At 65.0% G+C, this 21,870-nt stretch carries 17 protein-coding genes; 11 read left to right on the forward strand and 6 right to left on the reverse strand.

Going from position 1 to position 21,870, the window contains the following annotated elements; all coding sequences use genetic code 11:
- Positions 1-70 precede the first annotated feature (70 nt).
- Complete coding sequence (locus tag O3300_RS17155) at positions 71-1,543, reverse strand: PLP-dependent aminotransferase family protein (RefSeq protein WP_305053625.1); 1,473 nt, start codon at positions 1,541-1,543, stop codon at positions 71-73.
- A 125-nt stretch (positions 1,544-1,668) separates the two neighbouring features.
- Here O3300_RS17155 and O3300_RS17160 point away from each other — a divergent pair, with 125 nt between their 5' ends.
- Positions 1,669-2,868 carry a multidrug effflux MFS transporter gene (locus tag O3300_RS17160; RefSeq protein ID WP_305053626.1) on the forward strand — a complete coding sequence of 400 codons (1,200 nt, stop codon included), beginning with the start codon at positions 1,669-1,671 and terminating at the stop codon, positions 2,866-2,868.
- Here O3300_RS17160 and O3300_RS17165 read toward each other — a convergent pair.
- The 3 genes from O3300_RS17165 to O3300_RS17175 all read right to left on the reverse strand — a co-directional run bounded on the left by O3300_RS17165 (position 2,861) and on the right by O3300_RS17175 (position 6,049).
- Complete coding sequence (locus O3300_RS17165) at positions 2,861-3,157, reverse strand: DUF493 family protein (RefSeq protein WP_070257888.1); 297 nt, start codon at positions 3,155-3,157, stop codon at positions 2,861-2,863. The genes O3300_RS17160 and O3300_RS17165 overlap by 8 nt on opposite strands.
- 350 nt (positions 3,158-3,507) lie before the next feature.
- Positions 3,508-5,295, reverse strand: a complete 1,788-nt coding sequence (locus O3300_RS17170; RefSeq protein WP_305053627.1) for a DUF6600 domain-containing protein — start codon at positions 5,293-5,295, stop codon at positions 3,508-3,510.
- Positions 5,296-5,407: 112 nt separating this feature from the next.
- Positions 5,408-6,049, reverse strand: coding sequence for a LysE family transporter (locus O3300_RS17175; RefSeq protein ID WP_251349666.1), 642 nt, complete (start codon positions 6,047-6,049; stop codon positions 5,408-5,410).
- A 191-nt stretch (positions 6,050-6,240) separates the two neighbouring features.
- On the opposite strand from O3300_RS17175, the gene O3300_RS17180 reads away from it, so the two are divergent.
- The 8 genes from O3300_RS17180 (at position 6,241) to ccoS (ending at position 16,602) form a co-directional block, all read left to right on the forward strand.
- Positions 6,241-7,188 carry a DUF808 domain-containing protein gene (locus O3300_RS17180; protein ID WP_305053628.1) on the forward strand — a complete coding sequence of 316 codons (948 nt, stop codon included), beginning with the start codon at positions 6,241-6,243 and terminating at the stop codon, positions 7,186-7,188.
- Between the two features lie 84 nt (positions 7,189-7,272).
- Positions 7,273-7,704, forward strand: a complete 432-nt coding sequence (yiaA, locus tag O3300_RS17185) for an inner membrane protein YiaA (protein WP_289918812.1) — start codon at positions 7,273-7,275, stop codon at positions 7,702-7,704.
- 42 nt (positions 7,705-7,746) lie between these two features.
- Positions 7,747-9,858 (forward strand): EAL domain-containing protein, encoded by a 2,112-nt coding sequence (locus tag O3300_RS17190; protein ID WP_305053629.1) that lies wholly within the window; start codon positions 7,747-7,749, stop codon positions 9,856-9,858.
- Between the two features lie 195 nt (positions 9,859-10,053).
- Positions 10,054-11,712: a PAS domain-containing methyl-accepting chemotaxis protein gene (locus O3300_RS17195; RefSeq protein WP_305053630.1), complete on the forward strand. Its 1,659-nt coding sequence runs from the start codon at positions 10,054-10,056 to the stop codon at positions 11,710-11,712.
- Between the two features lie 24 nt (positions 11,713-11,736).
- Positions 11,737-13,185: an oxygen-independent coproporphyrinogen III oxidase gene (gene hemN, locus O3300_RS17200; protein ID WP_099666007.1), complete on the forward strand. Its 1,449-nt coding sequence runs from the start codon at positions 11,737-11,739 to the stop codon at positions 13,183-13,185.
- Positions 13,186-13,194: 9 nt separating this feature from the next.
- Positions 13,195-13,959, forward strand: a complete 765-nt coding sequence (locus tag O3300_RS17205) for a sulfite exporter TauE/SafE family protein (RefSeq protein ID WP_305053631.1) — start codon at positions 13,195-13,197, stop codon at positions 13,957-13,959.
- A 22-nt stretch (positions 13,960-13,981) separates the two neighbouring features.
- Complete coding sequence (locus O3300_RS17210; RefSeq protein WP_305053632.1) at positions 13,982-16,420, forward strand: heavy metal translocating P-type ATPase; 2,439 nt, start codon at positions 13,982-13,984, stop codon at positions 16,418-16,420.
- Complete coding sequence (gene ccoS / locus O3300_RS17215; protein ID WP_099666004.1) at positions 16,420-16,602, forward strand: cbb3-type cytochrome oxidase assembly protein CcoS; 183 nt, start codon at positions 16,420-16,422, stop codon at positions 16,600-16,602. Before O3300_RS17210 ends, ccoS begins: the two co-directional genes overlap by 1 nt.
- Here ccoS and O3300_RS17220 read toward each other — a convergent pair.
- Together O3300_RS17220 and O3300_RS17225 are read right to left on the reverse strand one after the other, a co-directional pair.
- Positions 16,590-18,062 (reverse strand): virulence factor, encoded by a 1,473-nt coding sequence (locus O3300_RS17220; protein WP_305053633.1) that lies wholly within the window; start codon positions 18,060-18,062, stop codon positions 16,590-16,592. The two genes, ccoS and O3300_RS17220, sit on opposite strands and share 13 nt — an antisense overlap.
- On the reverse strand, positions 18,062-19,591 hold the full coding sequence (locus O3300_RS17225; RefSeq protein WP_305053634.1) for a DUF3274 domain-containing protein: 1,530 nt from the start codon (positions 19,589-19,591) through the stop codon (positions 18,062-18,064). The genes O3300_RS17220 and O3300_RS17225 overlap by 1 nt, the downstream gene beginning before the upstream one ends.
- 248 nt (positions 19,592-19,839) lie before the next feature.
- Between O3300_RS17225 and O3300_RS17230 the strand changes: the two genes are divergently transcribed.
- Positions 19,840-20,232 (forward strand): hypothetical protein, encoded by a 393-nt coding sequence (locus tag O3300_RS17230; RefSeq protein ID WP_305053635.1) that lies wholly within the window; start codon positions 19,840-19,842, stop codon positions 20,230-20,232.
- Positions 20,233-20,442: 210 nt separating this feature from the next.
- The gene (gene ccoN, locus O3300_RS17235; protein ID WP_034782722.1) at positions 20,443-21,870 is read left to right on the forward strand and encodes a cytochrome-c oxidase, cbb3-type subunit I; all 1,428 of its coding nucleotides are present in this window, start codon (positions 20,443-20,445) and stop codon (positions 21,868-21,870) included.

Below are 21,870 nucleotides of genomic sequence, written 5' to 3' on the forward strand. Positions count from 1 at the left end.
ATTCTGTAATCAGCTGCCGGCGCCCTGCGGACGCTGCGGCGAAGCCGTGATTATAAGCCAGGCCGCCGTTTCATTCCGGGGCAGACTCCGGCAACAGCAACAATCTGCCCAATTTTTGTGCAGCATGGCGTATCTGGGGCCCATTCAAGGCCGTGTAGCCGAGCAGCACGGCTGGCGCCAATTGTGCGGTGTGACAAAAATCACCGAGCGGCTGCAGCGCCAGCCCTTCGTGCGCCGCGCGCGCGCAAAACGTCCGCTCGTCGCTGCCCGGCGGCAACCACAGCACGCAATGAAAACCCGCTTGCTGGCCGGAAATGGCGTAGCGCCCGGGGGCAATCTGCTCGAGGCAGGCCAGCAGCAGGTCGCGCCGCTCCTTGTAGGCCAGCCGCGCCTGGCGCAAATGGCGCACGAAAGCGCCATCCTCCATCCAGGCGGACAGCGCCAGCTGCTCCGTCACGCCCACGGACCTGCCCGTCAACTGCAGGGTACGCAGCAACTGCGGACGCAAGGCGGGCGGCAGCACCATGAAGCCCACGCGCAGGCCGGCAAACAGGGTCTTGTTAAAACTGCCACAATAAATCACGCGCTGGTACTGGTCCAGCGCCTTCAAGGCTGCCAGCGGCGCGCTCTGGTAATTGAATTCGCTGTCGTAATCGTCTTCCAGCACCCACGCGCCGTGGTCGTTCGCCCATTCCAGCAAGGCCAGGCGACGCGTGACGGACATGGTCACGCCCAGCGGCGACTGGTGCGCCGGCGTCACGTAGGCGAGGCGGGCATCCGCGTGCGCGGCCAGGGCGGCGCAATCGATGCCCTCGGCGTCGACGGCTATGTCCACCGGCACGGCGCCCGCGAGGGCGAACAGGGCGCGCGCGGCCGGATAGCCCGGTTCCTCCAGGCACACCTTGTCGCCCTCGCGCACGATGCTGCGCGCCAGCAAGTCGATCGCGTGGCGGATGCCGGTCGTGACAAGGATGTCTTGCGGGTCGCAGCGCACGCCGCGGTACTTGGCGAGGAAATCGGCGATCTGCTGGCGCAGTTCGGGCAAGCCGGCGGGATCGGCGCTGCACAACTGCTCCGGCGTGGCGGCGGCCAGCGCCCGCGTGGCGCACTTGGACCAGGCAGCCATGGGAAACAGGCTGGCGTCGGCGCGCCGCGCCACGAAGGGCAAGCCGTCGCGCACGCCCGTATCCGAGGCAGGCGCGGGCGCCACGGCCAGCGGGGCGGGAACGGCGTCGCCCAGGCCCGCCATCAGGAAGCGCTCCGGCACGACGGCGCACACGCGCGTGCCGGAACCGGGCACGCGCGTCACGTACGCTTCCGCGTGCAGGCGGTCGAACACGGTTTCGATGGTGCCGCGCGACAACTCCCACCGTTCCGCCAGGGTGCGGCTGGATGGCAAACGGCTGCCCGCCGGCAACATCTTCGTCAGGATGGCCGAGCGCAGCGCTTCATACGCGCCATCCTGCTTGTTGACGCCCGCCTTGTCGAGCCAGCTGGTGGGGCGAGGCAAGTCCAGGGCGTGCGGTGATTTTCCTCGGGGCATAATAATCGTCCAAGTGGTCCAATGAATTTTCTGATGACTGGCACTTCGCATTACACCACAAACATTCTACTCTCACCGTTCCGGTGCGCCAGCGGGGCGCACGCTTGCCTGGATCGTGTAAAACAATGCAGAAACAAATCGCTTTATGGGCCTGGGGCGGCATCGTGCTGCTGCTGGTCTGCCTGTCGCGCATCAGCATCGACATCTATCTGCCTTCGCTGCCGGCCATGGCCGATGCCCTGCATGCCAGCGATGCGCAGCTGCAACTGACCCTGAGCCTGTTCATGGCCGGCTCGGCCGCCTCGATGCTCGCGTGCGGGCCGCTGGCCGACCGCTACGGACGCCGCCCCGTGCTGCTGGCCGGCACGGGCATTTTTGTACTCGCCAGCATCGTCTGCACCGTGACTTCCGACGTGCACGTGCTGATCGCCGCGCGCGTGCTGCAGGCGTTCGGCGGCTGCAGCGGCACCATCATCGGCCGGGTGATGGTGCGCGACCGCTTCGATCCCGCCACGCAGGCGCGCATGCTGGGCAAAATATCGATGGTGATGGGTTTGTCGCCGATCCTGGCGCCGCTGGCCGGCAGCGTGCTCGATGCGGCGTTCGGCTGGCGCGCCGTGTTTGGCGTGCTGTGCCTGCTGGGAGCGCTGTCGCTGGGGCTGATCGCCGCCTGGGTGCCGGAAACCAGGCCGGCCAGCGTCGTGCCACAGGGCAATACCCTGGCGCTGTACCGCCGCCTGCTGGGCGACGCGTATTTCCTGCGCTATGCGCTGGCCATCGCTTGTGTATATTGCACGTATTTCCCGTTCATCGCGGAATCGTCCGTGCTGTTGCAAAGGGGCATGCACCTGTCGCCGCACGCATATGCGCTGGTGTTCGCGCTGACGGTCAGCGGCTATATCGCGGGATCGAGTCTGTTTCGCGCGCTGGGACCGCGCCTGGGCGCCGATACCATGCTGGGCGTGGCGGTGCTGATCAATGTGGCGGGTGCGGCCAGCTTGTTGCTGGCCGGTACGTTGGCGCCGCGGCACGTGGCGTCGCTGGTGGCGCCCATGCTGCTGGTGATGGTGTCGGTGGGCATGGCCATCCCCGCCTGCCAGCTGGCCGTGCTGCAGCCGTACGGCGACCAGGCGGGCAGCGCCTCGGGCCTGTTCTTCTTCGTGCAAATGCTCATCACGGCCGCCTGCGGCGCCGTCATCGCCGCCATCACGGACGGCAGCGCACAACCGCTGCTGTGGGTGACGGCGGCGGCCAGCGCGGCCTTTGCCGCCGTCTGGCTGCTCACGAAGAGCCGGGCCAGCGTGGCGGCAGCCAGCCTTACATGACGATCTTGACCATCGGGTGGCCCGACAGCGCCATGTACAGGGCGTCGAGCTGCTCGCGGCTGATGGCGCGCACGGTGACGGTCAGGCCCGTGTAATTGCCCTTGCCCGATGGGCGCTCTTCCATGCGGCCTGCGTGGAAGGTCGGATCGTGGCTGATCACCAGTTCCAGCATGGTCGGCGCGAAGTCGACATGCGTCGGACCCATGATCTTGATGGGAAAGTCGCTCGGGTATTCGATCAGCGATTCGCTGGGAGGAATCGTCACTTCGGTGGGTGGGGTGGTTTGCATGGGAAATCCAATCAGTGCCGGTCAGAACAGACGGCGCGGCGCATGGCGCGCGGCGGCTGCAGAAAGGCGTATTGTAGCCAACTTTGGCGGCGCCTGCGCCCGCCGCCATGGCGCCAGGGGCGCGGAAAAAAAAAGCCAGCTTTGTAAGCTGGCGAAAACTATTTCGTTTGGACAAAATAGCCGGAAAATCGGTGCTGTCAGCCGCGCAGGCATTGCGCTGTGCTGCAATGACTCCACTGTAGACAAAACACCGCGGCTTGACCGCTGAAATGTGACGAACTGTCGGTTTGGCGGCTTGAACGTCGATAATCCATGACCGGACGGACAGGCAGCCAGCGCCAGCGGCCAGTTCAGCGCTCCGCTTCCTGCATCCGGCCATTACGGCCGGGGCCGCCGCGCTCATTGCCCCGGTCATTGTTCCGCTCACGTGGCGGCCCGCTGCGTTCGCCCCCGCGCGCCTCCTGTGCCGGACGTGCCACAGGAGCCGGCATCGGCGGCGGCGCGGGCCGCGGCTGGGCCACGGGCGGTGGCGCAGGCATGGCAGGCGGCGGCGCCGTCTGCAGCACTTCGCGGCGGCCGCCACGCTCCCAGCGGTTGCCGTCCGGGCGCTGCACCTCGGCAGGACGCTCGATGGCGGGGCGCGGCTGCGGCCGCTGTTCGCCACGCCAGCCGGGGTGCGCCACCGGGTCTTGCACGGGCGGCAAGGAAGGCACCGCCGGCATCACGGGCTGGGCCGGCATCGGCGGCTGCGGCGGCTGGACTGGCACGGGCGGCCGGTTCGGCTGCATGGGACGCGGCGCCAGGTGCGTCTGGCCATCGTCCGTCTGCAAACGGCCAGGACGGTTGCCCCAGTCGCGCCGGAAACCGTCTTGCTGGCGCGGCGCATCGGCGGGACGCTGCCAGTTGCCCGCCGGCGCAGGCGGCGTGCTCAAGGGCATGCTTTGCAGCACGGGCGCCGGCATGATGGTGCGGTTGCGGCGCGGCACGTCCACCGTGCGCGCGCCGCCAAAACGCTCGCCCGGCAGCATCGTCATGCCTTCACGGCGTTCGCGCTCGCCCATCACGGAACGGCGCCCGTCGGCGACGCGGTTGAGGCGGCGTTCATACTCGGCACTGCTGCGGTAGCCAGGCACGTAGCGCTCGTGCGGCGACAGGGGAAACCAGCCCACGCCCGGCTGCTGGCCGTGGCCGGTCCCGTGATTGCCGCCGACCCAGCCCACCAGGGCCGGCGCCCAGGGCACGCGGCCGCGCTCGCGGCCCGGGGCCCAGCCCCAGCGCTGGCCCAGCAGCACCCAGCGGCCGTAATGCGAGGGCGCATAGCCCCACGGCGCATTGTCGACCCAGGTCCAGCCCCACGGCGCGATCCACGTCCAGCGCCCGTCGCTGTACGGCGCCCAGCCGGCCGGTACCGTGCTGGGCAGCCACAAGGGGCCGTATTCTGCGTTGTCCTGCCAGGCGCCATAGCGGTCCAGCTCTTCATAACCGGTCGTATCGTCCGTGACATAGCGCAAGGCCGGCGCGGCGGCGGGCAAGGCTTCGGGCCAGTTGTCGAAGGCGATTCTCTGCAAGGCGCCCGTGCGCAATTCTTCGTCCGTCAATTCGGCGCGCTTGCCTGCACGCAAGGTGACGCTGCCCGTCGCGCCATCCACGTCGGCCGCGCCTTCGAGCACGCTGACGATGCTGGTGCCGGGCTGGCGCCCCGCCTCGATGCGCACCCAGCCCGGCTGGGTCAGGATCACGCGGGCCTGGGCCGTGGTCAGCTCGAAGCCGCGCAGCGCGTCGGGATTGCGCACGCGCACGCTGACCGTGCCATATCCGAGGTGCAATTTGAAACTGTCGTCATCGAGCTCGCTCACTTCCAGCTCGGAATCACCATCGAGGCGCACGGCGGCCGCACCCACGCGCAATTCCGCCAGCGCGCCGCGCAGGGTAGTCAAGCGGTTATCCGTCGTGACGGGCCAGTTCAGCAGGGCATTTTGCGCCTCGCCCTCGCCGGCGCGCACCAGCACCTGCCCTTCGACGGTGGAAATGCGCCCCACGCGGGCGGGCGGGTCTTGCGCCAGGGCCAGGGAGCACGCCGACGACAGCAGCACGGCGCACACGGTGTTCAAGAAGGGGGAAGACAGGGTCGGACGCATGGCAGCGCTCCAGGCAGGACGGACAGAGATGAAAGGTAGACAACACCCCGATTACAGTCCTATCGGGCGGGCATCGCAAGCGGGCTTACAAATGTTTGCATCTTGATCTGGCTCAGGACGCCGTCTGGCCGCCCCGCTTGACGAAGAACAGGGCGGCGCCGACGGCCATCAGCAAGCCGCCAAAGAAGCGGTTCTGCTTTTTCACGGCGCGCGCGTCGCGGAAGAAGCGCTGCATCGAGGACGCTAAAAAGGCGTAGCTGTGCATGACGATCTGGTCGATCGTGCACATGGTGACGGCCAGGATCAGCAATTGCGGCAGCAGCGGCGACGTGGGGCTGATGAATTGCGGCAACACCGCCACCATGAAGATGATGCCCTTCGGATTCGTCACGTTGGTCAGGAAACCCGTCAGCACGCGCCGGCGCATGGACGGCGCCACGGCGTCCGCATGCAGGTCGCCCGTCACGGCTACCTTGGCGCGCCATTGCGACAGGCCCAGGTAGATCAGGTACAAGGCGCCCACCGTCTTGACGATATTGAAGGCCACTTCCGACGCCAGCAGCAAGGAACCGACGCCGGCGCCCGCGATGCCCAGCACCACCAGCAGCCCCAGCTGCAGGCCGAGAATCGTGGCGCTGGCCTTTTTCACCCCGTAGGACAGGCCGTGCGACATCGACAGCACGGCGCCCGAGCCGGGCGAGACGGCGATGATGGAGGCGGCGATGACAAAGGTGATCCAGGTGGCAAAGGGCATGCGGTTTCCAAAAATGGTGATGAGAGGCAATTTTAACCCGGCCCGTGCGGCCTTGCCGGCCCCGCCTGAGGTAAGATCGCGGTCACGCCTTCGCCACATCGTTCCTTGCCGTACAACCAAGAATAACATCATGAAAAACAACACTTTCCTCGCTCCACAATTTCCTGCCACCACCGTGGGAGCGCGCTGAGATGGCCGGCTCCAGCCTGCTGGCCCTGCTCGACGACATCGCCAGCATCCTCGACGACGTTTCCCTGATGACCAAGGTGGCCGCCAAGAAGACGGCCGGCGTGCTCGGTGACGACCTGGCCCTGAACGCGCAGCAAGTGGCCGGCGTGCGCGCCGAGCGCGAACTGCCCGTCGTGTGGGCCGTCGCTGTCGGTTCGCTGAAGAACAAGGCCATCCTCGTGCCCGCCGCGCTGGCCATCAGCGCGTTTGCCCCATGGGCCATCACGCCGCTGCTGATGGTGGGCGGCGCCTACCTATGCTTCGAGGGCTTCGAAAAGATCGCGCACAAATACCTGCACCCGGACGACAGCCACAAGGCCGAGCTGGCGCAGGCGCTGCGCGACCCGCAGGTCGATCTGGTGGCGCTGGAAAAGGACAAGATCAAGGGCGCCATCCGCACCGATTTCATTTTGTCGGCGGAAATCATCGTCATCGCGCTGGGCACGGTGGCCACGGCCACCTTCGCCGAGCAGGTGGCCGTCGTCGTCGGCATCGCCCTCATCATGACGGTGGGCGTGTACGGCCTGGTGGCCGGCATCGTCAAGCTCGACGACGCGGGCTTCTACCTGGCGGCGCGCAAGGGCGCGGGCGCGCTGATGGACGGCGTGCGCGGCTTTGGCCGCATGCTCGTGTCGGCGGCACCGAAACTGATGAAGTTTCTCTCCGTGGTGGGCACCCTGGCCATGTTCATGGTCGGCGGCGGCATTTTGACGCACGGCTGGCCGTGGGCCAGCGGCATGCTGCACCACGTCGAGGAAGCCGTCGGCGGCGTGGCCGGCATCGGCCCCGTGCTGGCGGCCGTCACGCCCAGCCTGATCAACGCGGTGGCCGGCCTCATCGCCGGCGGCCTGGTGCTGGCCGGCGTCACGGCCGTGTCGGCTTTGTTGCGCATGATCAAGCCAAGCAAATAAGCTTTCTGGTCTGATGGAGCGGCAGGCGCATCCGTGCCTGCCGCCCCGGCCATGCCGGCGGCGCCCGCTGCCCATGGAGACCCTATGCATGCTTCCCCCGCCCCACGCCCCAGCAGCGCCTTTATCGGCGCCTCCTGGGCGGCATTGCTGATCGGCATCGTCACCTATCTGTCCGGCCTGTGGAACGCCACGATGGCCCTCAACGAGAAGGGCTATTACTTCACCATCCTCATGTATGGCCTGTTCGCCGCCATTTCGTTGCAAAAATCCGTGCGCGACCGCAGCGAAGGCATCGCCGTGACGGGCATCTATTTCGGCCTGTGCTGGATTTCCGTGCTGCTGGCCTTGCTGTTATTGACCGTGGGCCTGTGGAACGCCACCCTGCAAAACAGCGAGAAAGGGTTTTATGCCATGGCGTTCCTGCTCAGCCTGTTTGCTGCCGTGGCCGTGCAAAAGAACGTGCGCGACGTGGCGCGCGCCTCGGCCAGCACACCCGCCGAGCTGCCGGGAACTTAAACACCAGCGGCGCGTCTATTCCTGTATCCATGTCGGGAGAGGATGATGGGCGACCAGCAGAAACGTTTGCAGATGGCGCTGGAGGCGGCGCACATGGCGATCTGGGATTCGCGCATCGTCGCTGGCCAGGTCATCGACGGCACGGTCAGCTGGTCGGCCAAGGGCGCCACCTTGCTGGGCCTGGAAGAACGCGCGCTGACGCAGCCATTCCGCAGCTTTCTCGACTGCGTGCACGCCGGCGACCGCGACAAGGTGGTCAACGTGCTGCAGGACGGCGTGCGCCGGCGCGGCGGCTACGCCTTGCAATACCGCGTCGTCTGGCCCGACGGCAGCGAACACTGGCTGGCGGCCAAGGCGCACATCTTCCTGGATGCCGGCGGCCGGCCCGACCGTACCCTGGGCATCATCTGGGATATCACCGAGCACATGGCGCGCGAACTCATGATCGCCGAGCGCAAGGAACTGGCCGAAGTGACGCTCAGCTCCATCGGCGACGGCGTCATCACCACCGATCCGCAGGGCAAGACGCGTTACCTGAACCGGGTGGCCGAGCAGTTGACGGGCTGGAGCAACGAGCTGGCGCAGGGCCTGGACATCGGCCTGACCATGCCGCTGGCCGATGAACGCACGGGCGACGCACGCGAGCACGTGGCCATGCGCTGCCTGCAACAGCGCCAGGCCATCGGCATTTCGCCCCGCTCGCAACTGGTCACGCGCGACGGGCGGCGCATCGCCGTCGAGGAATCGGCCGCGCCCATCTGGTCGCGCGACGGCCACATCCTCGGCGCCGTGGTCGTGTTCCGCGACGTCAGCCACGAGCGCAAGCTGAGCCAGGAACTGTCGTGGCAAGCCACGCACGATACCCTGACGGGCCTGATCAACCGGCGCGAATTCGAGCACCTGGTGGCCGGTGCCCTGCGCACGGCCAAGCAGGATGGCCACGCGCATGCGCTGCTGTACCTGGACCTGGACCAGTTCAAGGTCATCAACGACACCTGCGGCCACGGCGCCGGCGACGTGCTGCTGCAGCTGCTGGCCAAGATGCTGCAGGGGCGGATGCGCGACAGCGACATCCTGGCGCGCCTGGGCGGCGACGAGCTGGGCGTGCTGCTGCCGCACTGTCCGCTCGAACATGCGCGCCTGATCGGCGAACAGCTGCGCCAGTCCGTGCGCGATTTCCGTTTCGCCTGGGACGAACGCAGCTTCGAGCTGGGCGTGAGCATCGGCATCGTGGAAATCAGCCAGGACAGCAAGTCCATGAGCGAGCTGCTGAGCGCGGCCGACCAGGCTTGCTACCTGGCCAAGGAGCAGGGCCGCAACCGTATCCATATCTATCAGGAGTCCGATGTCATGCTGGCGCAGCGGCATGGCGAAATGCTGTGGATCTCCCGCCTGAACGAAGCGTTCGCCCACGACTATTTCCGCCTGTACGCCATGCCCATCGTGCACCTGCACGACAGCCCGGAACACCACGACGAAGTGCTGATCCGCATCCGCAACAGCAAGGGCGACCTGATCTTGCCGGGCGCTTTCATCCCGGCCGCCGAACGCTACGACATGATGCTGTCCATCGACCGCTGGGTCATCCGCGCCGTCTGCGCGCATATCCAGAGCGTGCGCGACAGCCTGCCGCCGTTGGCCGCGCTGGCGGAAAGCCGGCGCCGCGCACCGGCCCTGTATTCCGTCAACCTGTCGGGCATGTCGCTGGCCGATGCCGGCTTGCACGACTACATCACCGAGCAATTCGTGGCATTCGCGATTGCGCCCGAGCAAATCTGCTTTGAAATCACGGAAACGGCCGTCATCGCCAACCTGCCCAAGGCGCAAGTGTTCATGCGCCAGCTCAAGGCCCTGGGCTGCCGCTTCTCGCTCGATGACTTCGGCAGCGGCTTTTCCTCGTTCGGCTACCTGAAAGCCCTGCCCGTCGACTATTTGAAGATCGACGGCGTCTTCGTGCGCGACATCGCCACCAATGCCATCAACCGCGCCATGGTCAAGGCCATCAATGAAGTGGGCCACGTGATGGGCCTGGAAACGGTGGCCGAATACGTGGAAGACGCAGCCACCCTGGCCGTCATCCGCGAACTGGGCATCGACTATGCGCAAGGCTACGCCGTGGGCAGCCTGCGCCCCCTGACGGCGGGTATCGATTAGCCGCTGCCGACAACCAGTGCCTTTAAAACAATGCCGCATTGCTATCGCTAAATGCGTGCAAGCACGACCAATCTTGAGGATTTTGATCTACATCAATAAATTTGCGCAGGCGACTCCTTACACTGATCTCCATTCTTGCAATCGTGCAAGTCTTACTCACCAATTGCCTATTTAACTGATCAGGAAGCCGCGACCATGCGACAAAATTTGCCAGTGACTAACCGTGAAGTCCTCGTCTTGGACGATCAGGCCATCGTGTCGAAAACGGATATGAACGGCAATATCGTGTATGTGAACCCCTACTTCAGTCAGGTCAGCGGCTTCAGCGAGGCCGAGCTGCTCGGTTCGCCCCAGAACATCGTGCGCCACCCGGACATGCCGGCCGAAGCGTTCGCCGACCTGTGGACCTCGATCCAGGCCGGCACGCCGTGGACGGGCCTAGTCAAGAACCGCTGCAAGAACGGCGATTTCTACTGGGTGCGCGCCAACGTCACGCCCATCCGCGAAGCGGGCAAGACCATCGGCTACATGTCCGTGCGCGTCAAGGCGGACAAGGACCAGGTCAAGGCCTCCGAAGAAGCCTACGCGGCCATCCGCAACAAGGAAGGCGGCAACATCGTCATCAAGAACGGGCAGATCGTGCGCCCGGGCCTGGCGCACCTGCTGCACAGCCTGACGCACATGTCGCTCAACCTGCGCATCTGGGCCGCCACCTCCATCGTCAACTGCCTGCAATTGCTGGTGTGCGTCATCAGCCTGTTCGCCAGCGGCGGCCAGATCACCAATTACGCCATCTTCGGCGCCACCCTGTTCGGTTTCCTGATCAACGTTTTCCTCTGGTACACCTTGCGCATGTCCGTGCTCAAGCCGCTGGGCAAGGCCCTGAACGGCGCGCGGGCCATTGCCGCCGGCGACCTGTCGGGCAGTTTTGAAACGGAGAGCACGGATGAAGTGGGACAACTGCTGCGCGCGCTGCAACAGATGAACAGCAACCTGATCGCCACCATCCGCGACGTGCGCATCAACGTGGAAACCATGGCCGTGGCCACCAAGCAAATCGCCGTCGGCAATATGGACTTGTCGGGCCGCACGGAATCGCAGGCGGCCAGCCTGGAAGAGACGGCCTCGAGCATCGAGGAATTCTCGTCGACGGTGAAACAGAACGCGGACAACTCCGTGCAGGCGAACGAGCTGGCCGTGGCCGCCTCGAAAGTGGCCGTGCAGGGCGGCGAGATCGTTTCCGAAGTGATCACCACCATGGACGAGATCAACACCTCGTCGAAGAAAATCGTCGACATCATCGGCTTGATCGAAGGCATCGCCTTCCAGACCAACATCCTGGCCTTGAACGCGGCCGTGGAAGCGGCCCGCGCCGGCGAGCAGGGCAGGGGCTTCGCCGTGGTGGCGGGCGAAGTGCGCAACCTGGCGCAGCGCTCGTCCGTGGCAGCCAAGGATATCAAGCAACTCATTGAAATTTCCGTCGGCAAGGTGGGCGCCGGCATGCTGCAGGTCAACCGCGCCGGCGCCACCATGGAACAGGTGGTCAGCTCCGTCAAGCAGGTGACGGCCATCATGCAGGAAATTTCCATCGCCTCGCGCGAACAGAGCATCGGCGTCGACCAGGTCAACCAGGCCATCGCCCACATGGACCAGGTGACGCAGCAGAACGCGGCCCTGGTGGAAGAAGCCGCCGCGGCCGCCACGCGCCTGGCGGAAGAAGCGGCCAGCCTGTCGCAAGCCGTGAGCCTGTTCAATTTCGGCAAGATGCCGCCACCGCGCCGCGTCGCCATGCCTGGCGGCAAGTCTGGCGCCGCGAACGCCGGCAAACCCGCCATGAAACGCCTGGCCGCCTAAACCTTTCAAGACTTTACACACATCATGCCTACACTACTCAGCAGTGCTTCCGCCGACCTGGACGCCGTCGTCGAATTCGACCCGGTCATCATCGGCAAGATGAGCCAGTCCGGCCCGCGCTACACGTCCTACCCGACCGCCGACCGTTTCAATGCGGAATTTGGCTACGGCAACTTCCTCGAAGCGCTGGCAGCCCTGCGCATGCGCGGCGGCCGCCGTCCCCTGTCGCTGTACGTGCACGTGCCGTTCTGCGACACCCTGTGCTACTACTGCGCCTGCAACAAGATCATCACGAAAGACCGCAGCAAGGCGGCCACCTATCTCAGCTACCTGAAACAGGAAATCGCCATGCAGGGCAAGCTGTTTGCCGGCATGAACCAGATCGAGCAATTACACTTCGGCGGCGGCACGCCCACCTACCTGAGCGAAAAGCAGATGGATGAACTGATGGCGCATTTGCGCCAGCATTTCGAATTCGCTTCCGATGAAGACGGCGAATATTCGATCGAGATCGACCCGCGCACCGTGTCGCGCGAACGCGTGTTTTCGCTGCGCGCGCAAGGTTTCAACCGCATCAGCCTGGGCGTGCAGGATTTCGACGCCGACGTGCAAAAAGCCGTCAACCGCATCCAGCCGGAAGCGGAAACGGTGGCCATCATGCAGGCGGCGCGCGACGCGGGTTTCCGCTCGATCAGCATCGACCTGATCTACGGCTTGCCGAAACAGAACCTGGACACCATGACGGAAACCCTGCGCAAGGTGATCAACGCCAGCCCCGACCGCATCGCCCTGTACCACTATGCGCACATGCCGCACCTGTTCAAGCCGCAGCGCCGCATCCTCGACGCGGACATGCCCGACAGCGCCACCAAGCTGGCCATGCTGGGCCTGTGCATCGCGCGCCTGACGGCCGCCGGCTATGTGTACATCGGCATGGACCATTTCGCCAAGCCGACGGACGACCTGGCCGTAGCGCAGCGCCAGGGCCGCTTGCACCGCAACTTCCAGGGCTATTCGACGCGCGCGGAGGCGGACCTGATCGCCTGCGGCGTGTCGGCCATCAGTTCCGTCGGCGCCGTGTACAGCCAGAATGAAAAGACGCTCGACGCGTACTATGAAAAGCTCGACGAAGGCGTGCTGCCGATCGCGCGCGGCATCAAGCTCGATACGGACGATTTGTTGCGCCGTATCATCATCCAGATGCTGATGTGCAATTTCGAATTGTCGATCGCCACCATCGAGCAAGCGCACCCCGTCAAATTCCGCAGCTATTTCGCCGCCGAGCTGGACAAGCTGCGCGAACTGGCGCGCGACGGCTTGCTCGTCATCGAGGAAGACTGGCTGACGGTGACGCCGAAAGGGCGCTTGTTGATCCGCAATATCTGCATGGTCTTCGACCGCTACCTGACCCTGGCGCGCGCCAACACGGCGCCGGACGCGGTGCAGCCGCTGCGCTACTCGAAAACGGTGTAGCGCCGCGCAATGAATGCCCTGAGCCTCGTGCCCATGTTCCTGGTCGGCCTGGCCGGCAGCGTGCACTGCATCGGCATGTGCGGCGGCATCGTCGGCGCCCTGTCGCTGGGCGGTGGCGCTGCGCCCGTGCGCCCCGTGATCGCCATCGCCGTGGCGCGCCCCGCATTGCAGACCAGCGTGCAATCGAACGTGCTGCGCGTGCTGGCCTACAACGGTGGGCGCATAGTCAGCTACATGCTGGCCGGCGCCCTGGCCGGCAGCCTGGCGGGCGCCGGCATGCTGCACCTGGCGTCCCTGCAAGTGGCCGGCTACTGGCTGGCCAACCTGATGCTGGTGGCTTTGGGCCTGTACCTGATGGATGCCTGGCGCGGCCTGGCGCACCTGGAAGCGGCCGGCAACGTGATCTGGCGCCGCGTGCGCCCCCTGTTGAAGCCGCTGATACCGATGGATACGCCGTTCAAGGCGCTGGCCGTGGGCGGCCTGTGGGGCTGGGTGCCGTGCGGCATGGTCTACAGCGCCCTGCTGACGGCCATGATGCAAGGCTCGGCCTTGAACGGCGCGGCCGCCATGGCCGCCTTCGGCCTGGGCACCCTGCCCACCCTGCTGGGCATGGGCTTGCTGGGCACGCGCCTGCGCGCGCAGATGCAGCGCCGTCCCGTGCGCATCGCCAGCGGCTTGCTGGTGCTGGGCTTTGGCGTGCTGGGCCTGCTGCGCGCCGCCAACGGCGTGTCGCTGGGCTGGCTCGACGCCCTGTGCGTCACGGGCCATCCATGAAAAGACGCATGAAATCAAACCCATGAATGCTGTGTTAAAACCGTCCGCCTGCTTCCATTGCGGCTTGCCCGTCCCCGTTGGCTCCAGCTGGCTCGTCACCATCGACGACGTGCCGCGCGCCATGTGCTGCCCCGGCTGCGAAGCGGTGGCGCAAACCATCGTCGACATCGGCCAGAGCGCGTATTACCGCGACCGCGACGAATATGCCGTCAACGCGTTTGATGCCACCCTGGTGCCGCCCGAGCTGCGCCTGTACAGCAATGACGACGCGCAATTCGCGCGCGACGCCAGCAGTTGCGAAGCGACCCTGTCCGTCGAAGGCATCCGCTGCGCCGCCTGCGTCTGGCTGATCGAGCGTCAATTGACGCGTTTGCCCGGCGTGCAGGCGGCCAGCCTGAACGTCGCCACGGAGCGCCTGTACGTGCGCTGGAGCCGCGCCGAATGCGAACCGGGCGACATCCTGCAAGCCGTGCGCCAGGTCGGCTACACGGCCTATCCCTACGATGCCGTGCGCCATGGCGAGCGCCTGCAAAAGGCCAGCAAGACCCTGGGCCGCCAGCTGTTCGTCGCCGGCCTGTCGATGATGCAGGTGATGATGTACGTGGCGCCCGCCTACCTGGCCGAGGATGGCACGCTGGATGACAATATGGCCAGCCTGATGCGCTGGGCCAGTTTGCTGCTGACCCTGCCCGCCATCTGCTATTCGGCCATGCCCTTCTTCCAGGGCGCCTGGGCCAGTTTGCGCGCGCGCACCCTGGGCATGGACGTGCCCGTGGCGCTGGGCATCCTGGCGGCCTTCTTCGGCAGCGTGGTGGCGACCTTCACGGGCCGCGGCGAGGTGTATTACGACTCGGCCACGATGTTCATCTTCCTGCTGCTGTGCAGCCGCTATTTCGAGCTGCAGGCGCGCCGCAAGGCCGCCTCGGCGCTGGAGCGCCTGCAGCACGCCTTGCCCGCGTCCGCGTCGCTGATGGCAGGCTTCCCGGACGACCGCGCCACCACCCTGGTGCCGGCCGGCAGCCTGGCCGTCGGTGACGTGATTCTGGTCAAACCGGGCGAGGCGATCGCCGCCGACAGCGTCATCATCGAAGGCACGAGCGCGCTCGATTTATCGCTGCTGACGGGCGAGAGCGCGGCGCAACGGAGAAAAACGGGAGAACGGGTGCCGGGCGGGGCGATCAACGCCAGCGCGGCGCTCATCTTGCGCGTGCTCAAACCGGCGCGCGAAAGCACCCTGTCCGACCTGTTGAAACTGATCGAGCGGGCCGGCAGCGGCAAGCCGCAGATCGCCCAATGGGCCGACAAGGTCGCCGCCTGGTTCGTGCTGGGCTTGCTGCTGTTTGCCATCGCCGTGTTCGCCTTCTGGAGCTGGCATGACCCATCGCAAGCGTGGCCCGTGGCCATCGCCGTGCTGGTCGTGTCTTGCCCTTGCGCGCTGTCTCTCGCCACGCCAACGGCGCTGGCGGCCGCCACCGACAGCCTGCTGCGGCGCGGCGTGCTGATCGTCCAGCCGCATGTGCTGGAAACCTTGCACCGCGCCACCCACATCGTCTTCGACAAGACGGGCACCCTGACCCTGGGCCGGCCCGTGCTGCGGCAAACCGAGGGCCTGGGCAGCATGGGCGAGGACGCTTGTCTGCAGGTGGCCGCCGCGCTGGAAGCGGGCAGCGCCCATCCGCTGGCGCAGGCCATCCTGGCGGCGGCAGAAGAGTTGCCAAAACAGCCGCTGCGCGCGCATGCGGAACAATTGCAAGAGGTACAAGGCCAGGGCCTCGAGGGCATCGTCGACGGCGTGCGCTACCGCCTGGGCAATGCGGCCTTTGTCGCCGCCCTCGCCGGGCCGCCGCTGGGCGACACGGCCGTCGGCATGCAGGGCATGACGCCGCTGTACCTGGGCACGCAGGGGCGCTGGCTGACGCGTTTCCTGCTCAGCGACGCGTTGCGCCCGGAAGCGGCTGACGTCGTCGCGTATTTCCATCGGCGCGGCAAGCAAGTCGTGCTGCTCAGCGGCGACCAGGAAGCGCTGACGCAAAGCGTGGCGACGGAACTGGGCATCAACACGGCGTGCGGCGAATGCCTGCCCGATGAAAAACTCGATTTCGTCCAGCAATTGCAGGCCACGGGCGCCGTGGTGGCGATGGTGGGCGACGGCATCAACGACGCCGCCGTGCTGAGCGGCGCCGACGTGTCCTTCGCCATGGGTTCCGGCGCCGCGCTGGCGCAGGCGCATGCGGACACGGTGCTGCTGTCGAGCCAACTGGTTTCCGTGCTCGACACGGCGAAAACGGCGGCGCGCAGCATGCGCATCATCCGCGAAAACCTGGGCTGGGCAACCCTGTACAATCTGACGGCCATCCCGGCCGCCGCGCTGGGTTTCCTCAACCCCTGGCTGTCCGGCGTCGGCATGGCTGCCAGCTCGGCCGTCGTCATCGCCAACGCCCTGCGCCTGCGGAAAGTCTAATGGAAGCTCTCTACCTCCTCATCCCCTTAAGCGTCGTGGTCGTCTTCATCGCCCTGTGGGTGTATTTCACGGCCTCGGACAGCGGCCAGTTCGACGACCTCGTCGGACCTGGCCTGCGCGTGCTGCAGGACGACGATACGCCGGCGGAAGCGGCCACCCCGCCGGCTCCTCAGCGCGAATAGCCTTGCGAGCCCGGCCGCGCATCGAAGCGCCGGCCCCACCATGGCAAGAACACGGTATTGCCGCCGCGCGCGCGGAACCACGGCTGTTCGTGGTCGACGGGCCGCACGACGGCCGGCGGCGCCACCACCAGCGCGGTCAATGTCTGCGCGTCGCTGGTGCCCGCCACCAGGACGGGCCGGCCTACGTGGTTCGCGTGGGCGATGGCCAGCGCCACGTTCGTCAGCGCCGTGCCGGCGCCCGTTTCACCCAGGAGCGCCGGCATGTTGAAGGTTTGACGATTGAAATCGAAGTCGGGCAATTGCTGCGTCAGGCTTTGCGCCAGCGGGCCAATCCGCTCTGACGAAACAGGATAGGTGCTGCCCGCATCGTGGATGACGTAGCCGATGGCGTCATCGGTCAATTGCGCATTGCGCGCGGCGGCGTCGATGGCGCCGCTCCAGGCCTGCACGGCGCGCGGCGAAGCGCCCTTGCCCGCGGCGAAATCGGCGGCGCTGCGCGTGGCGGGAAAGCCCAGCCACGCCAACGGCGCGCGGTCCGTCTTATAGCTCGGGCCGGCCAGCACCAGCAAGACCATGTTTTCATTGATCTGCTCATCCTTGGGCGGATAGCTGGGCGCGTCCCAGTTCATCACCCACACCGTCTTGTCGGGGTTCGCCTGCAGATACGCCAGCCCCGCCACCAGGGAAGCAAACCCCGCATTGGCGCCGCCCATGGTGACGCGCACGTCGGGCGGCGTGGCCGTGGTCCAGGAATCGGGGAAGGAGGGGTTGCCGATGCTGAAGGCATCGGTAATCGTTTCAACGATATATTTTCCCGCCTCGTCTGGATCAAGCCGCCCGGCCGGCAAGGCATATTCGACGTGGATGCCCGCCAGTTCGCGGCGCGTGGATTTGTCGGTCAGCGAGTGGGCGTTGTAAAAATATTCCTGATTAGAAAAGTAAATATCATGAAACAACATAATCATTTTGTATGCATATTTTTCGTGAAAGCCTACGAATGATTCTTTTCCATTATTACCATAAGCAATCATGCCGATCGATTGCACCTTGCCAAAACGCACAGGGTTCTCTTTCACTTTGCTATCGTCCTTGTTCGGCTTGGCCAGCCCCAGCGTCCACAGCAATTGCCATTCCGTCGGGTAATCGCGCCGCTGCAGGGGATTGAGCCACTGCACGCCCACGACTTGCGCCATGTACGGCTGCGCGGGCACAGCAGGGACGACGGCGGCAGCCGGTGCCGCGACGGGCGCCTTGGTGGCGCAGGCGGAGGTCAGAAAAAGGACGGCAAGCGCCAGCACTGCCGGCATCAACAATAGTCGTTTCATCAGCAATCCTTCTTCAAGAGGTACATCGATTGGCCAGGTCTGCAATATCGACCAGAGTGCAATACCAGACGCCAGACCGAATACGACCATGCTCCAGCCCAGCCTGCGCGGTAAGGTAGCAATCAAGTTGCGCATCAGGAGGTCTCCGAGCGCTTGTACATGCGTTCATCCACAATTTCGGCTGGCATGCGCCCTGTGCTGCCATCACATCGAACCCATTCCAGCAAAGACAGTTTCATAAACTTTCCAGTAGAAAAATATTCAAGAAATATCTTGCTAAATCCGTCCTTATCCATATCCGCCGATAAGCGCCAATCAGCAGCAATCCTGAGCTCTCGCATCGCCTCCTCGCCGATATGGCACACCCCAATCGCCACGTCATACGCCAGCGCCATTTCCGCGTGCCGGGGATTGCTCAGGATGGTGGAGTGGTCGGTCGCATGCATATCGCAGGTGGCTACCAGCTGTGCGGCGATTTCCTGCTTGCGCCATTGCAAATATTCCGGCGTGGCGGTCGACAGGTCGTCTTCCATCATCGCCTTGCCGTCATTGCCGTCGAGCTTTTCACGGCGGGCCTTCATGCGCAGGCGGGCATGGTCTTCATAGCGCAAACCCGCCTCGGTATCGCGGTTGCCCTGCGGCGTGCCGTCCACGCTGTCATCGACATACGGGTCGCCTTCCTGGCGCGCCTTGCCGGCATGGCGGTGCGTGCCGGGCGGATCGATATCCTGGTCGAATTGTGGGCTGGGTACGCCAAAGCGCATGGCCTGCGGTGTAAAACTTTCCGGCAAGGCAGGCGCCGTCACGGGGATGCGCCAGTCGTCGGGCGGCACGGCATTGATGGGGGTCTTCAGCATCTTCATGAGGGCCGACGTGGCCGCGGCCGTGCGCACGGTCGCCGCCTTGCCTGCCGCGCTGGTGCTGGCGCGCACGCCTTTATTCGGATCGTATCTGGAGATCGGCGAAGGGGGATGCCAGAATTCGGCGCTGCCCCGCGCGGGCTGGCGATAGTGGTTGCTCCAATAGTCATAATCGCCGTGCCGGCCAACGGGGAAGCCCTGTGCAAACACCCGCTGGCTGAAAACGCCGTCGCCGCGCGTGGCCTTGATCTCCTCGGCGCTCAGACCTAGCCAGCCGATGCCCTGGATGGGCGTGGCGGAAATTACCTGATCGTGCGGGTTGCAATACAGGGTGACGCGGCCGCGCGTGGTGGGCTGCGGGCCGCAGGCATAGGCGGCCCGGTCCTTCTCCAGGGTGAAATCATGGCGCACATTGGCGGCCATCTGCGCCAGCGCGGCGGACAATGGCGGCTCCTTGGCCTGGCCGCGCACGATGTCGAAGAACGCTGCCAGGGTCTGGCGGCGCGCCTTGCCGCTCTGCCGGCCGACATTGCCATCGACATCCCTGACCTGCCCCTGCAGCCAGCCTTCCGTATCGTTTCTGCGCAACAGGCTGTAGGGTGGGTTGCACAAAACATAAGTATCGGCCACGCAGCGCCCGCTTTTTCCCGCAGCATCCTGCACCTTGGCCATCTTATTGCCCAGAAACGCGGCCGCCATTCCCACCATATTGCCCTGGCTGTGGCAGACCAGCGTGATGGGCGCGTCGGCCTGCTGCCGGCGGATGGCCGCCACCAGGTGCGCCAGGCGCAGCGCGGCCAGCACGAAGTAGGGCGCGGCGGGCAGGCATACACGATGCGGTCGTTGACGGGATTCAGGTGCTCGATATGTACCCACAGGAAGAGGGCGTCCGACAGGCCCTCGCCCCACAGGTCCGGCAGCGAGGAGCAGCCATTGGCGAACGGGCCGCCGCCCCAGTAAGCGTGTTCGTTCAGGTAGACGGAATCGCCATATTTCTGCAATTCGGTGTCGCTGGCCTTGTAGCCCCAGCGGAACTGGATCACGGGAGAGAAATGCGCTTGCGGCGCGACGAAGGTGCTGGCCGTGTAGTCGGGATCGACATAGCCGTCATCGCTCAGTTCGCTACGGTAGCGCACCGGCGTCAGTTGCCCGCCCTGCGCCGTGGCATGCGCCATGTGCTCGTCGCAGCGCTTCATGCGCGTGTTCAGGCCCTTGCACAGGCCGTCTTCAGCCGCGCCGTACCACTCGCCATCGGAATTGACGCCATGCACGAAGACGACGATGCCCGGCGACGGCGCCTGCAGCAGGCAGGCGAGCTTGCTGTGATCGAACAGGGTCGTGCCCTCGGCCTTGCCCACGACCAGGTCCACCTGGGCATCAAACGGATCGCGGCATTTCGGCTCTTCCATGGCGGGCTTTGGACGTGTCTGGACAAGCCACTCTAAGCCATTGCCTCCACGCACGTTTTACGCCATGTCAAGCCAGCTGTTGCAGGGATCTTGCATGGCTTTTTTGACCGAAATATCACTTTATTTCGATGCCAGTTCGCTACGCTTATTTCATCCGGGGAATTTTGATCCACATCAAAGTTTTTTCCCGGTCAAACACTTACTCTCTGGCCACCATCATAAATAGTAATTCCAGGGAGAGTCTTTGTGGATCAATCGCTGAACTATAACTACAAGATCGTGAAGCAATTCGCGGTCGCTACTGTGGTATGGGGCATCATCGGCATGCTGGTTGGCGTTATCATCGCCGCTCAGCTGGCCTGGCCTGCCCTGAACCTCGACATACCATGGCTGACATACGGTCGCTTGCGTCCGCTGCACACGAATGCGGTGATTTTCGCCTTCGGCATCTGCGGCCTGTTCGCTACTTCGTACTACGTTGTACAACGCACCTGCCAGGTGCGCCTGTTTTCCGACAAACTGGCCGCCTTCACGTTCTGGGGCTGGCAAGCGGTGATCCTGTGCGCCGTCGTCACCCTGCCCCTGGGCATGACACGCGGCAAGGAATACGCGGAACTGGAATGGCCTATCGCCATCCTCATCGCCGTCGTCTGGATCGCCTACGCCATCGTTTTCTTCGGCACCTTGATCAAGCGCAAGGTCAAGCACATCTACGTGGCCAACTGGTTCTTCGGCGCCTACATCCTGGCCGTGACGATTTTGCACGTGGTCAATGGCGCCGTCATGCCAGCCTCGTTCACCAAGTCGTACTCCGCGTATGCGGGCGTGCAGGACGCCATGATCCAGTGGTGGTACGGCCATAACGCGGTGGGTTTCATCCTGACCGCCGGCTACCTGGGCATGGTGTACTACTTCATTCCGAAACAGGCCGAGCGCCCCGTGTACTCGTACCGTTTGTCGATCGTCCACTTCTGGGCGCTGATCTTCACCTACATGTGGGCGGGTCCGCATCACCTGCACTACACGGCATTGCCTGACTGGACGCAATCGATCGGCATGGTCTTCTCGCTGGTCCTCCTGGCACCAAGCTGGGGCGGCATGATCAACGGCATCATGACCCTGTCGGGCGCCTGGCACAAGCTGCGTACCGATCCGATCCTGAAGTTCATGATCGTTTCGCTGTCGTTCTACGGCATCGCCACCTTCGAAGGTCCGATGATGTCGATCAAGACCATCAACTCGCTGTCGCACTACACCGACTGGACCGTTGCCCACGTGCATGCGGGCGCCCTGGGCTGGGTGGGCTTCATCACCATGGGTTCGATCTACTACCTGCTGCCGCGCCTGGCGGGCCGCACGCAGATGCACAGCACGCGCCTGGTCGACGTGCACTTCTGGGTGGCCACCATCGGCATCGTGCTGTACATCGCGGCAATGTGGATCGCCGGCGTGATGCAGGGCCTGATGTGGCGCGCGGTCAATCCGGACGGCACCCTGACCTACACCTTTGTCGAGAGCGTGAAAGCGACGTATCCGTACTACGTGGTGCGCGTGGCCGGTGGCCTGCTGTACCTGTCGGGTATGTGCATCATGGGCTACAACACCTGGATGACTCTGCGCGGCAGCAAACTCCCCGTCGCCCGCATTCCGGAACTGAACGCGGCGCACGCCTGA

Origin of the sequence: Janthinobacterium sp. SUN206 (genome assembly GCF_030587305.1) — a bacterium.
In the GTDB taxonomy this organism is placed as follows: domain Bacteria; phylum Pseudomonadota; class Gammaproteobacteria; order Burkholderiales; family Burkholderiaceae_D; genus Janthinobacterium; species Janthinobacterium kumbetense.

Excerpts from the sequence above, each read along its gene's own strand:
- O3300_RS17205 (WP_305053631.1), top strand. The coding sequence starts at position 13,195 with ATGAATGCCCTGAGCCTCGTGCCCATGTTCCTGGTCGGCCTGGCCGGC.
- yiaA (WP_289918812.1), top strand. The coding sequence starts at position 7,273 with ATGCATGCTTCCCCCGCCCCACGCCCCAGCAGCGCCTTTATCGGCGCC.
- hemN (WP_099666007.1), top strand. The coding sequence starts at position 11,737 with ATGCCTACACTACTCAGCAGTGCTTCCGCCGACCTGGACGCCGTCGTC.
- O3300_RS17210 (WP_305053632.1), top strand. The coding sequence starts at position 13,982 with ATGAATGCTGTGTTAAAACCGTCCGCCTGCTTCCATTGCGGCTTGCCC.
- O3300_RS17170 (WP_305053627.1), bottom strand. The coding sequence starts at position 5,295 with ATGCGTCCGACCCTGTCTTCCCCCTTCTTGAACACCGTGTGCGCCGTG.
- O3300_RS17180 (WP_305053628.1), top strand. The coding sequence starts at position 6,241 with ATGGCCGGCTCCAGCCTGCTGGCCCTGCTCGACGACATCGCCAGCATC.
- O3300_RS17160 (WP_305053626.1), top strand. The coding sequence starts at position 1,669 with ATGCAGAAACAAATCGCTTTATGGGCCTGGGGCGGCATCGTGCTGCTG.
- O3300_RS17230 (WP_305053635.1), top strand. The coding sequence starts at position 19,840 with ATGCGCTTGCGGCGCGACGAAGGTGCTGGCCGTGTAGTCGGGATCGAC.
- O3300_RS17155 (WP_305053625.1), bottom strand. The coding sequence starts at position 1,543 with ATGCCCCGAGGAAAATCACCGCACGCCCTGGACTTGCCTCGCCCCACC.
- O3300_RS17165 (WP_070257888.1), bottom strand. The coding sequence starts at position 3,157 with ATGCAAACCACCCCACCCACCGAAGTGACGATTCCTCCCAGCGAATCG.
- ccoS (WP_099666004.1), top strand. The coding sequence starts at position 16,420 with ATGGAAGCTCTCTACCTCCTCATCCCCTTAAGCGTCGTGGTCGTCTTC.
- O3300_RS17190 (WP_305053629.1), top strand. The coding sequence starts at position 7,747 with ATGATGGGCGACCAGCAGAAACGTTTGCAGATGGCGCTGGAGGCGGCG.
- O3300_RS17175 (WP_251349666.1), bottom strand. The coding sequence starts at position 6,049 with ATGCCCTTTGCCACCTGGATCACCTTTGTCATCGCCGCCTCCATCATC.
- O3300_RS17195 (WP_305053630.1), top strand. The coding sequence starts at position 10,054 with ATGCGACAAAATTTGCCAGTGACTAACCGTGAAGTCCTCGTCTTGGAC.
- O3300_RS17220 (WP_305053633.1), bottom strand. The coding sequence starts at position 18,062 with ATGCGCAACTTGATTGCTACCTTACCGCGCAGGCTGGGCTGGAGCATG.